This window comes from Paenibacillus sp. FSL R10-2778, assembly GCF_038593035.1.
Taxonomy (GTDB): Bacteria; Bacillota; Bacilli; order Paenibacillales; family Paenibacillaceae; genus Paenibacillus_AQ; species Paenibacillus_AQ odorifer.
In genome coordinates, this window is sequence record NZ_CP151956.1 from 6,425,487 (window position 1) to 6,438,363 (window position 12,877).

Annotated in this window: 11 protein-coding genes; 1 reads left to right on the plus strand and 10 read right to left on the minus strand. The window is 44.3% G+C overall.

Going from position 1 to position 12,877, the window contains the following annotated elements; translation table 11 throughout:
- Nucleotides 1-23 precede the first annotated feature (23 nt).
- From NST40_RS28840 to NST40_RS28850, 3 genes are read right to left on the minus strand one after another with little or no spacing between them, the layout of a single operon-like run.
- A complete protein-coding gene (locus NST40_RS28840; RefSeq protein WP_076140747.1) occupies nucleotides 24-1,823 on the minus strand; it encodes a hypothetical protein in 1,800 nt (599 codons plus the stop codon).
- Between the two features lie 14 nt (nucleotides 1,824-1,837).
- Nucleotides 1,838-2,380, minus strand: coding sequence for a prepilin-type N-terminal cleavage/methylation domain-containing protein (locus tag NST40_RS28845; protein WP_038573563.1), 543 nt, complete (start codon nucleotides 2,378-2,380; stop codon nucleotides 1,838-1,840).
- Nucleotides 2,364-2,915 (minus strand): type II secretion system protein, encoded by a 552-nt coding sequence (locus tag NST40_RS28850; RefSeq protein WP_342410247.1) that lies wholly within the window; start codon nucleotides 2,913-2,915, stop codon nucleotides 2,364-2,366. The genes NST40_RS28845 and NST40_RS28850 overlap by 17 nt, the downstream gene beginning before the upstream one ends.
- A gap of 188 nt (nucleotides 2,916-3,103) precedes the next feature.
- On the opposite strand from NST40_RS28850, the gene NST40_RS28855 reads away from it, so the two are divergent.
- Complete coding sequence (locus NST40_RS28855; RefSeq protein ID WP_076123851.1) at nucleotides 3,104-3,892, plus strand: alpha/beta hydrolase family protein; 789 nt, start codon at nucleotides 3,104-3,106, stop codon at nucleotides 3,890-3,892.
- Between the two features lie 113 nt (nucleotides 3,893-4,005).
- On the opposite strand, the gene NST40_RS28860 is transcribed toward NST40_RS28855, so the two are convergent.
- The 7 genes from NST40_RS28860 to NST40_RS28890 form a co-directional block, all read right to left on the minus strand.
- Nucleotides 4,006-4,842, minus strand: coding sequence for a phosphoenolpyruvate hydrolase family protein (locus tag NST40_RS28860; protein ID WP_038573568.1), 837 nt, complete (start codon nucleotides 4,840-4,842; stop codon nucleotides 4,006-4,008).
- A gap of 43 nt (nucleotides 4,843-4,885) precedes the next feature.
- On the minus strand, nucleotides 4,886-6,094 hold the full coding sequence (locus tag NST40_RS28865; RefSeq protein WP_339188727.1) for a Tm-1-like ATP-binding domain-containing protein: 1,209 nt from the start codon (nucleotides 6,092-6,094) through the stop codon (nucleotides 4,886-4,888).
- Between the two features lie 100 nt (nucleotides 6,095-6,194).
- Nucleotides 6,195-7,394, minus strand: coding sequence for a phosphoenolpyruvate hydrolase family protein (locus NST40_RS28870; protein WP_340011492.1), 1,200 nt, complete (start codon nucleotides 7,392-7,394; stop codon nucleotides 6,195-6,197).
- 138 nt (nucleotides 7,395-7,532) lie between these two features.
- Nucleotides 7,533-8,948, minus strand: a complete 1,416-nt coding sequence (gene argH, locus NST40_RS28875; RefSeq protein ID WP_036678523.1) for an argininosuccinate lyase — start codon at nucleotides 8,946-8,948, stop codon at nucleotides 7,533-7,535.
- A gap of 94 nt (nucleotides 8,949-9,042) precedes the next feature.
- A complete protein-coding gene (locus tag NST40_RS28880; RefSeq protein WP_076123861.1) occupies nucleotides 9,043-10,278 on the minus strand; it encodes an argininosuccinate synthase in 1,236 nt (411 codons plus the stop codon).
- Nucleotides 10,279-10,570: 292 nt separating this feature from the next.
- Entirely contained in the window at nucleotides 10,571-11,539 is a 969-nt protein-coding gene (argF, locus tag NST40_RS28885; RefSeq protein ID WP_342410248.1) for an ornithine carbamoyltransferase, read from the minus strand.
- Nucleotides 11,536-12,822, minus strand: coding sequence for an acetylornithine transaminase (locus NST40_RS28890; protein ID WP_076192420.1), 1,287 nt, complete (start codon nucleotides 12,820-12,822; stop codon nucleotides 11,536-11,538). Before NST40_RS28890 ends, argF begins: the two co-directional genes overlap by 4 nt.
- Between the last annotated feature and the right edge of the window lie 55 nt (nucleotides 12,823-12,877).

Here is a 12,877-nt window from a genome sequence, read left to right on the forward strand (position 1 = left end):
AGGATACCCTTTTTCAATTGGTCTCAATGACTCACAAGCTCCAGAGGGCCTACAGTTACATTCACCTGCTGCACACGCGGGAGGCTAGACTGCTGATGAGTAAAAACATCCTGATTATATTGAATCTGAAAACGGTGACCCAAATTATATCGATCCGCATCCTGATTTTCAAAATTAAAGCCGAGAGCCGGATCTAAGGGCTCAGTTACTCCTCCTAGTACTGCGTTTACTGTAAGATTCCCTTTGGCAAAGAAGCCACCATTTAACCAAAAGATTGACCCCACTCCGTACAAATCAGCGTCACTATCCGTGTAAAAAAAAGCTTTCATATAAAATGAATCCTGCTCAACTTTTTTCTTAGGTGGATTAGTAAAAGTATCAATTCGGTTAATGAGCACATCTCCTTGAGATATGAGGACTAACTCCTTACTACTTAAACCTTGGATCACGGCGTCCTCGACTTTCGTTTCTCCTAAAACAAACATAGTAGAGTTGAATTTCACCTGTCCTTTAATAGTAACATTACCTGTAACTAGAATATTAGCTTGAATCTCCAAAAATTTAGTTATATCTGGACTATAGTTATTTACCTCCAGATCACCATTAACAATAAACCATTTGGGCTTATTAGAAGGATTACCTGTTTTGGCTTCATCACTAAACTTTAACTGTTTGTAATCAATTCCATCGATAAGCAGATTACTGTTATAAACAGTAGAATTATTCAAATCCTTATCCAACAAGGAATTCTGATATATGCTCAATTGTTCTAAGTATTGGCTGTACTCTAGTTCGTACTTATCCTTTTCTTCTTTTGTGGGATTATCTTCAAGTACTGGCTCAGTGTAGGGTGGATTCTCATCGGGTAATCTATCCAATGCTGTTGCACTTAAGTAATTACCCAATCTTCCTTCCACAATAGCTTGCTCAAGTTCAGACCTTTTCCCGGTCAACCCTGTCGCTTCCTCCACTTTATCAAGAAACGATTCCAGCACATTAATCTGCACGAACTTTTTTTGCGGTTTGATAAACACCTGCTCTTTATTAACTCCCAGTATGTTAGGAAGAATAATTGAGGCATTGTTTTTATTTACTGCTGCGTTAATAATTCCATTTCCGGAATATTTAATACTTTCAAGTGATTGCACATGCACCTCAGGAAGAGGTTCCGTAGATGCTGGACTGGCAGAGTCTTTTAGTAATTCTACTTTAGGATATTGAGTCTTTTCTTTAAGATCTTTCACTTTCTTATACGTATAAACAGCCGTATCGCTGATGTTTAGTTCTTCACCCGCATATATATTGCCATGTAGACCAGGTGCTCCGTTTAATGTTAATACTTTTTCCGATCCAAAAGCATATTTAAGAAAATCAGGATAGGTATCAATGACAATCTTTTGTCTCAGCTGTCTGATGACGCCATTAACTGTGGCTTGTGCTTCAATATCTACATAATATTTTTGCTTATCCTGCTTCTCATAAGTGATACTTTTGATCGTACCGCCAGCTCCAGATAATCCCGTACTTACGCCATTGTTAACGCCGACAACTTTGGTGGTCACCTCACTAACAATACTTTTAATCTCATCTTCCATATGATCAGGGTCAATATCCGTACGCCCGTCCAACTTCGTCTGTATGTATGCCGCTGCTTCATCGAGCCCCTTTTGAGCCAGATGCAGGCTCTGCACGTCGTTTTCCCTTGTCTCCGTTCGTTGTGCGCCACCCATCGTTGCCCCGAGTACAGCTACTCCGAGTATAGTAAGTAGAAGAGCAACAAACATAACTAATACTAGAGCTGAGCCTCTTTCATTATTCTTCATCCCTCCTGCTCCTCCTAGAATCCGAATTTACTTTTCAACTCCAATGGGTAATCCCTTCCGTCGTAGCTCTGAACTAGCGATAAATCTATAGATATCAAGCCGCTATCACAAGGGATGCTATTCTGACACTCTAAAGTTATAGCAGAACCCTGTTCTAATTTAGATATCGTCTCAGTTCTTGCATCTACTGGTGGATCGACTACATCAGGATTTGCTATTGTAAGAGCACCATTAACAATACGAATCTGAGACTTAGTTCCATCCTGACGTTCTAACGTAATGTAGCTATCAATAATAGTCCCTGCATCATTTTTGAGAATAGTTGGAGTGACCTTCTCAGGAGCAAATGTATACAACTCCGTTATAATCGCCGACATTAACAAATCACCTTCGTCTCGTAATGAGTTTTCAATCGATATTTTATGATAGCTTCGTAAGCCCAGCATTGTTATCCCCGAAATAATTCCCGCTGCAACTGTAAACAACGATAGTGCCACAATTAGCTCCACTAAGGTAAAGCCGCCTTCTCTGCGAAGAAGATTAACGAATTTTCTCATCGGTAATATATCCCTCCACAACAGGTTCACTTTCAGGTCCGCCAGAAGAATCCACTCTGCTGACTTTAACCAACACAGGTAACAAATATACTGCCATATTTTGTTTCTCCAGATCACTAGATTCCAAGCTTTGGTTATGTAGATTACGCTGATATTTAATATCTATCTGATAGTTCACACCATTTATTGCAGGATTCAAAACCTGGTTTAAGATTTCTGTATCCTGAACAAGCCCCTTGTAATCCTCACATTTCAGAGAATCATCCGTATCCTTTTGGCATTTCGCCGCCTCTATCGCATCATGATTCTGCTTTATAAAAAATTCCTTCATCGCCTCAAAATCCTGCTTCTCCACATAAAACAGCGCGTTTCGCGCCAGATTGACCATAATCGTTTTGTTCTGGTTCGATTTAGAGTAACTCATGGCGTTAGTAAAGTAAGACGTAAGCACCAGTGAAACTATCGATAAAATAACTATAGCTGCCAGCACTTCGATTAATGTAAATCCTTTTTCCTGCTTTAGGCCCGGTTTCATCCTACTTTCCGCCTCTCGCCTATGAAAATACTTTTCGTATTTGCACGTTTTTCCTAAATTTTCTACTTCCATTATATTCTCTCATATCCAGCTACAGCAATCCTCAAAACCCTTATAATTCAGATATTTCTACAATATCTCTCACTTTAGGTCTATGCTATGATTTGGAAAGAGAGGAGATGAATGAAATGGCTTTAATAGAGTGCAAATTTTATTCTGAAGTACTAGGTTTGAATACCTCAATGACTGTAATTTTGCCGCAAAAAACAACTACACAAATCGGGATGAGTAATGTAACAAGAGGTGATCTTCACCCTACTTTGTATTTACTGCATGGCTTGTCTGACGATGATTCGATCTGGCTGCGCCGGACTTCCATAGAACGGTATGTAGCGGAGATGGGGATAGCTGTGGTAATGCCGAATGTGCACCGCAGTTTCTACACAGATATGGCGATGGGAGGCCGTTATTGGACCTTCATTAGTGAGGAGTTGCCGATGCTGGCGCGCTCATTTTTCCCGCTTTCCGATAAACGCGAGGAGAACTTTGTAGCCGGGTTGTCGATGGGTGGTTATGGAGCAATTAAGCTGGGACTGCGTAAACCCGAGTCTTTTGCAGCGGCAGCGAGTTTGTCTGGAGCACTTGATATGGCGCATAATTTCTTGAACGGGGAAGGTGCTACCACTAAAAGTAAAGAATACGAAATGATCTTCGGAAAAGAAGATACCGCCGGAACGCCGGAAGACCTTCTTTGGCTGCTTGAGGAAGTGAACCGCTCCACGGGACCAAAACCAGCGTTGTATCAATGCTGTGGCACAGAGGATTTCCTATATACCGATAACTTGAGATTCCGCGATGCCTGCCAGGCAACCTCACTTTCTTTAACCTATGAAGAAGGTCCGGGGACACATGAATGGGGATACTGGGATGCCAAAATCCGCGATGTGCTGGCATGGCTACCTTTAAAAAGTAACTAGCTGTACCTAATAGACAACAAAAAGATGCAGCCATAAGCTGCATCTTAATATCTGTTCTACTCAGATTGCCCTCTTCGGAGGGTTCTTTTTAATTATAAGGACGCCGAAGGCAATTATGCTTGTTTGGTGATATTTTTAAATAATCCAGTCTGTTCTGTGATTCCTTTTTCAGCAGCAAATCTTTCAATACTCGATGCACCAAAGAATCCGTCTATGCCTTCTGTCCGTTCAATTACGTACGCCGCATCTTCCGGCTCTGCAATCGGTCCACCGTGACAAATCACCATAATATCTGGATTTACTGCTTTCCCTGCTTTAATAATCGCTTCGATTCTTTCTACACAATCATCCAATGTCAGAGCGGTCTTAGCTCCAATTGTACCTTTGGTAGTCAAGCCCATATGTGCCACCAAAATATCTGCGCCGGCTTCTGCCATGGCTTTTGCTTGCTCAGGATCAAATACATAAGGAGTGGTGAGCATATCCAATTCATGCGCAGCTCTAATCATATCTACTTCTAAACCATATCCCATGCCGGTCTCTTCTAGATTCTGTCTGAACACGCCATCGATCAAACCTACGGTTGGGAAGTTTTGCACGCCGCTAAAACCTTGTTCCTTAAGTTGTTTTAAATAAACTTCCATTACTCTAAAAGGGTCCGTTCCGCATACGCCTGCCAATACAGGGGTGTTTTTAACAACAGGCAATACTTCCGAGCCCATTTCGACTACAATTTGGTTGGCATCCCCATAAGATAATAACCCTGCCAGTGATCCACGGCCTGCCATTCTGTATCTTCCTGAATTATAAACAATCAGCATATCTGCTCCGCCAGCTTCGCTGCTTTTTGCAGTAATTCCAGTGCCGGCTCCCACGCCTAAAAGAATCTTTCCATTTGCCACTTCTTCTCTAAACTTCGCCATGATTTCAGTTCTTGTATTTTTGTTCATGTGTAACGCCTCCATTTAAATATTTATTTATCTTATAAAAGCCTTATTTGCTCATGAGATCTATTAGCTTCTGCGCTGCTGCTTCTGCAAACTCCATATCATTAATGGCACAATCCATTTCGATAACCTCGACAACATTTCTGTTTACACCATTTCTTAAGGTATCAAATAACATTTGATCTTCCTCTACCCCATAAAAAGCTTCCCCTGCAACATCAATCCCAGATATCCCTTTAAGCGGCAGCATTAACACCGTTTTCTCTTTGGCCATATTTAATTTCTCGACAAGCTTTTTGCCGATGGCTTCATTTTCTTCTACCGTTGTTCTCATCAGAGTAACTGTTGGATTGTGTTTATAAAACTTATGCCCAGCAAATTTCGCTGGTACCGTATCATAAGGACCAAAGTTGCACATATCAAGCGCGCCTACCGAGACAACCTGTGGAATATGATGTTTACCAGCAGCTTCTAACCGATGAGGTCCAGCATTCAGCACGCCGCCAATAATTTCGTCCGCCCATTCTGTTGTGGTCAGATCCAATACACCTTCAATAAAACCAGCCTCGATTAGCGCTTCCATGGACTGGCCACCTACCCCTGTTGCATGGAATACAAGCACTTCATATCCTCTAGCCTCAAGATAGTTACGGGCCGCCGTTACACAGGGGGTTGTTACCCCAAACATTGTTGTAGCTACTAATGGTTTTTTCTCTATCACTTGTTTATTCTCAAATTTAAGCATACCGGCGATGGCGAAAGCTGCATTGGTAAAAATCTTTGTTGAAATAGAGTTTAGTCCGGCAACATCCACTACGGATGGCATCATGACAATATCACTAGTGCCTACATATGGAGCAGTATTTCCTGAAGCTACGGTCGAAACCATCACTTTAGGTACACCAATAGGTAATGCCCGCATACCCGGGGTTACAAGTGAAGTGCCTCCAGTGCCCCCAAAGGAGATAATTCCATCAAATTTGCCTTGCTTATATAATTCAGGTACTAATTTTTCCATACCTTTGGCTAATAATTCTGTTGCTAGTGCTCTATCTTTTTTGGCAACGAGCTCATCTATACTTACACCCGCGGCTGCTGCTACTTCTCTATTAGAGATATCCGGTGTAAAAGTGGGCTCAAACACACCTGTATGAATTGTAAATGTACCCAGCTCCAAGCTTTCCAGTAAATTTTTAATGTAGAGATATTCTTCACCCTTGGTGTCAAAAGTTCCGGCAATAGCAATCGTCTTCATTTCTTCAACCTCCTCTTCAAATATCTACAACAAAAAAAGCATGATCAACTTATGAGTTAATCATACTTCTTTGATTTATGGATGAAAACGCTTTTATGTCTTATGTTTTTGTGTTTATGTTAGATTTATATTGTTTTGGAGAGAACCCTTTATACTTCTTGAACATTTTGCTAAACTGCGCATAATCCTGGTATCCAACTAATGGCGCTAGCTCAGATAACTGGATAGGGTCTCTATGTAATATTTCCGCCGCCTTATCCATCCGAAATTGCACGAGATACGTTTGGAAGCTGCAGCCTACTTTTTTGGTGAACAAACTACTCAAGTAACTTCGGGATACATGTGCCACCTTAGCTAAATCTGCAAACAAGATCTCATTCCTATAATTTTGAGCTACGTATTCTTTTACAAATTCAACATAATCATAGTGCTTTGTGATGCCGTCTAACATTTTGACCATAAAATCATCTTCATCCAGCGTCCCCGACACTTTAAAAGCTTTGGTTATATTCGTAATGGACTTCTCCGAGGGAATTCTTTCAAAAGCAGAGCCTCCGATATATCCCATCAAGTTTTGATTATTGCTGTACATATATTGCACATCAATTGGCGTTTTCACCGGACCACCGTAAACCAGCTTAATTAAATCTGGCTTTAGCTCATTGCATGTATTAAATATCTTGTCCGCTTTAACCTTGGCAGCTTCCAGAGAGAATACTTTTTTAGCGCCTAATAACCCGCCTTCTGTTAGACCTAGATGTGCACAAATAATATCCGCTCCAGCCTCAATCATCTGTGCTGCCTGGATTTCGTCAAATACAAAAGCAATGGTAAACAAATCCTTCTCATGGGCTATTCTTATGGCTTCTACTTCAAGTAGATAACCATTCCCCTCTTCTTCGAGCGCTTCTCCAAATTGACCATCTATTAAACCCACCGTGGGGTAATTATTAATGCCGGCAAAGCCTCTATTCTTTATTTCACTTATATAGGATTCCATATCTTTGGTCGGATCAGTTGCATTGAGGCCAAAAATAATAGGGATATCTCTGACCAACGGTATGATCTCTCTAGATGCAAAGTCCATCACCATATCATTGCTATTACAAAATGGTAAAATACCAGCGAGAGAGCTCCTCCCCATCTGGCGAAATTTACCCGAGTTTAACATCAGAATGAAATCAGCTCCACCCTGCTTCGCATACTTTGCCGTTATACCAGCACCGGTGGCTACTCCAATAATATGATTGCCTACTTTTAATTCCGATCTAAGCTCGTCTAGGATTTGCTTTCTGTTCATACCTACGAACCCTCCTATCCCTAACCTAAGGATAACCGTAAAGAACACTGCTAATCCAGTCATAGTTCATTTAGATAATAAAAAAAATCCCGCCTGACACCTATAAAGGTCTGAGGCGAGATTTGATATTGATACGGTTTACAATATAGCGTCTCCGTGTTGTACAACCCATTCATTAGCTTCGTGCAATGCCAGCTCTGCCCGTTCAATTGCAGCCTTCACCTGAACGGTGGCTGTGCCGCCATAAACGTTACGAGCGTTAACTACAGCTTCCGGTTGAAGAACAGCATAGATATTCTCGTCGAACAGCGGTGAGAATTGCTTGAACTCTTCCAGCGTCAAATCCAACAAGAATTTGCCTTCGTTGATGCAGTAGAGTACCGTTTTGCCAATTACCTCATGCGCTTGGCGGAAAGGAAGCCCCTTACCTACCAAGAAGTCGGCGATATCCGTTGCATTCGAGAAATCCGTGTTCACAGCTTCACGCATACGACCTTTGTTCACCTTCATAGTGGAGATCATCGGCGCGAACAATTGCAGTGCACCAGTCAGCGTAGTAACCGTATCGAACATGCCTTCTTTGTCTTCCTGCATATCCTTGTTGTAAGCCAGTGGCAATGATTTCAGCACCGTCAGCAAGCCAATCAGGTTGCCGTAAACGCGGCCTGTTTTGCCCCGTACCAGTTCTGGTACGTCAGGGTTCTTCTTCTGCGGCATAATGCTGCTGCCTGTGCAGAAAGCATCATCCAGTTCTACAAAGCTGAACTCTGTGCTGCTCCACAGGACCAGTTCCTCACTGAGTCTGGATAGATGTGTCATGATAAGGGAAGCATTCGCCAAAAACTCCACGATGAAATCGCGGTCGCTGACAGCATCCAGACTGTTCTCATACACACTGTCAAAACCCAGTTGTTCCGCTACAAAATGACGGTCAATCGGGAAGGTCGTTCCCGCAAGGGCTCCTGCTCCGAGTGGCAGCACGTTGATCCGTTTGTAGCTGTCCGTCAGACGTTCTGCATCGCGGCGGAACATCGATACGTAAGCCAGCAAGTGATGAGCAAACAGGATCGGCTGTGCCCGTTGCAAATGCGTATAACCAGGGATGATGGTCTCCACATTGTCTTTTGCTTGTTCGATCAAAGCTTCCTGCAGCTCATGCAGCAAACTAACCAGCTCAACTACACGGCCACGTAAGTAAAGGTGCATGTCCGTCGCCACTTGATCGTTACGACTACGTCCTGTGTGCAGCTTACCACCAACTGGACCGATTTCCTCGATCAGATGTTTTTCAATATTCATATGGATGTCTTCATCCGATACTGAGAAAACAACCTCTCCAGCATTGACCTTGTCCAATACTTTGTTCAGACCTTGCTTAATCGTCTCTACATCTTCTTGTGGAAGGATTCCGCATTTGCCCAGCATTGTGACATGCGCCAGACTGCCTTGTACATCCTCTTTGGCCAAAGCCTTATCAAAGCCAATGGAAGCCGTATATTCCTCTACCAGCTTGTTTGTTCCTTTAGTAAACCGTCCGCCCCAAAGCTTGCTCACCTGTAGTTTCCTCCTCTTGGACGCCAGAGGGCCGCTCCTATCCTGACGGGAGGAACGGCCTTCGGGGTTGCCCGTTTAAGTTTATGTTATCGTACTATTTAGAAGCTCCATTTACACCTGTAGAAACTTTAAGGCGCAATGCGTTCAAGTGGATAAAACCAGTGGCATCCCCTTGATCATAAGCTTGTGTAGGATCAGCTTCCATCGTTGCAATCTCAGGATTGTACAGGCTGACTGGGCTCTTCACTCCAGCGCCGATGATGTTGCCTTTGTACAGTTTAAGACGAACAGTACCCGTTACATTTTGTTGGCTCTGTGTTACAAGAGCTTGCAGTGCGATACGCTCTGGAGCGAACCAGAAACCATTATACACCAAAGTGCTGTAACGAGTGATCAGGCTGTCACGCAGGTTCATCACTTCACGGTCCATCGTGATGGATTCCATTTTGCGATGAGCGACAAAGAGGATCGTTCCACCTGGAGTCTCATACACGCCGCGGCTCTTCATGCCGACAAAGCGGTTCTCAACCATATCCACACGCCCGATACCGTGTTTACCACCTAGCTCATTCAGTGTCTCCATAACTTGAAGTGGGGATAAGGATTCACCATTCAGGGCTACACAGTCTCCCTTAACGAATTCGAGCTCCAAATATTCCGCTTCATCCGGAGCATCCTCAGGAGCGTTGCTCAGCAGGAACATTCCTTTGTTCTCTGGTGCACTTGGATCGAACCAAGGATCTTCCAATACGCCGCTCTCATAGCTGATGTGCAGCAGGTTACGGTCCATCGAATACGGCTTCGCCGCAGAGGCTTGTACCGGAATATCATTAGCTTCCGCATAAGCGATCATTTCCGCACGACCTGGGAATTGATTGCGGAACTCTTCTAGACGCCAAGGTGCAATCACCTTAATGTTCGGAGCCAATGCAGCTACGCCAAGCTCGAAACGGACTTGGTCGTTCCCTTTTCCTGTCGCGCCGTGCGCGATAGCCGTTGCGCCTTCAGCGATGGCGATATCTACCATGCGCTTGGCGATCAATGGACGAGCAATACTAGTTCCGAGCAAGTATTGGCCTTCATAAAGGGCGCCAGATTGGAACATTGGATAGATGAAATCGCTAGCGAACTCATCGCGCAGGTCGTCGATGTATACTTTCGATGCGCCGGTAGCGAGTGCTTTTTCCTCCAAACCGTCGAGCTCTTCCTTTTGGCCGATATCGGCTGTGAAGGCGATGATCTCCGCGTCATAAGTCTCTTTAAGCCATTTTAAAATAACAGATGTATCCAATCCGCCGGAATAGGCGAGTACAATTTTTTCTTTAGCCATGGTGTGGCAACTTCCTTTCGTGTGGGCTATATAAATTAAAATAAACGTGCCTTTGCCAGCACTCTGACGATAAATCGCAATTACACTGAATATTTGGACTTCCGGTCGCTGTTATCATCAGATTTCTTTTATTTCAAACCGCATTGTGCGGATAAAATCTGATGATAAAGGCGAACGCTACGCTCCTACAGTTCCAAAAATTCCGCTCCATTACTCCATCGTCCAAAGTCTAACTTCGCCCAACATTAATTCAATTTATATAGTGATTTATATTTTATATTTTTTAAATTCCTTAACTCATCAACGCAGCCATTAAAGCTTTTTGCGCATGCAGGCGGTTCTCAGCCTGATCAAAGATCACCGAGTTAGGGCCGTCAATCACGCCTGTGCTGACTTCTTCCTCACGGTGGGCTGGCAGGCAGTGCAGGAAGAGATAATCGCTCTTAGCGCCTTTTACAAGCTCCTCATTAACCTGATAGTCCTTGAATACCGCTTCACGTGCCTTTTGCTCCTCCTCGAAGCCCATACTCGCCCATACGTCTGTATAGATGACGTCAGCGTCTTGTACAGCTTCTTGCGGGCTGCGAGTGACCACAATCTTCGCTCCGGTTTCTTTAGCGATCTCACGAGCTTCTGCGACAACCGCTGCATCTGGCTCATAACCTTCCGGTCCGGCGATAGATACGTCCACGCCTAGCTTAGCTCCGCCAATCATTAAGGAATGCGCCATATTGTTGCCATCGCCGATGTAAGCCAGCTTCAGGCCCTTGAGCTTTCCTTTGTGCTCATAAATCGTTTGATAATCGGCCAGCACTTGGCAAGGATGTGCCAGGTCACTAAGACCGTTGATTACGGGAATAGAAGCATAACGAGCGAGATCTTCAACCTTGTCATGACCGAAGGTACGGATCATAATTCCATCGAGATAACGCGACATTACTTGCGCTGTATCTCCAACAGTTTCTCCGCGTCCAAGCTGGATATCATTTTTGCTCAAGAAAAGGGCATGCCCTCCCAGCTGATACATTCCAACTTCAAACGACACACGTGTACGTGTAGAGGATTTTTCAAAAATAAGTCCAATCGTCTTTCCCTTCAGCGGCTGAAATTCTTCGCCATTTTTCTGCTTCTTCTTCAGCTCAATCGCCGAATCAATCAGATACGTAATTTCCTCCGGGCTGTAGTCGTTCAGCTCCAGTAAATCACGGCCTTTCAGTTGCTGCGCAATGTTGTGCTTGTTACTCTGTACGCCCTGACTCATGAGCTTACCTCCCCGTTTGCTTGTTTAGCATAAGTATGAATGAGTTCGCATAGGATGTCCACCGCTTGGTCGATCTCCTCTTTGCTTACATATAGATTAGGGAGCAGACGAAGGACATTAGGACCGGCTGTCACGAACAACAGGCCTTTCTTTTGTCCAGCCAGTACAATATCGCCCACTGGGGATTGACATTCAATCCCGATCAACAGCCCTTTACCACGGATATCCTTCACAAAAGAACAGTCCGCCAGCTTCTCTTTCAAAAGACCTGTCAGGTACTTACCCATATCTTCGGCGCGCTGTGGAAGCTCATCTTCCAGCATCGTCTCAATCGTCGCTGCCATAACAGCTGTTGCTAGCGGTGTTCCCCCGAAGGTGGACGCATGGCTGCCCGCTGAGAAGGCTTCACGCAAATACCCTTTGCCAAGCATTAAACCTGCCGGGAACCCGCTAGCTATCCCCTTAGCCAAGGTGAAAATATCCGGTTCAATTCCATAATGCTGATGAGCGAACAGCTTGCCTGTACGTCCCATACCTGTCTGTACCTCATCTACAATCAGAAGCAATCCGTGTTTCTTACACAAGGCCACTACAGCGTTCAAGAACTCAGGTTCTACCTCAAGCACGCCACCCTCTGCAAGCACCATCTCCAGCATGATAGCAGCTGTATGATCTCCGATAGCAGCTTCTAACGCTGGGAGATCATGCAAGGGTACGGTCTTGAAACCTGCTGGAAGCGGCAGGAAGCCTTCTTTTACCTTTTGCTGGCCTGTAGCTGTTAGTGTTGCCAGTGTACGTCCATGGAAGGATTGTTCGAATGTGATAACCTCATAACGGTCGACACCTTTAATCTTCTGATGGTAACGGCGGGCCAGCTTAATAGCAGCCTCATTCGCTTCTGCCCCGCTATTGCAGAAAAACACTTGATCAGCGCAGCTATTCTCTGTCAGAAGGTTGGCAACTTTATCTTGTCCCGGAATATGGAACAGATTCGAGACATGCCAGAGCGTATCAATCTGATCCTTCAGCTTAGCGCCGACTTTTTCAGGAGCATGACCTAGACTGGTCACAGCCAATCCACTGGTGAAATCCAGATACTTATTGCCTTTATCATCCCATACCCAGGTGCCCTTGCCTTTAACTAAGCTGATATCATATCTGGCGTAAGAAGGGAACACTGCACTCAGCTTGCCTGCTGCAACATCCGATGTACCTGATCCTACTGTATCGGTCTGCTGTGCCCCTGCTTGCGAATCCAACTCCGCTTGTGTAAGCTTGCTCATTCTAAGTCACTCTCCCATCGGCTGCTCCTGTGAACAGGCTGCGCCTCTAATTTGT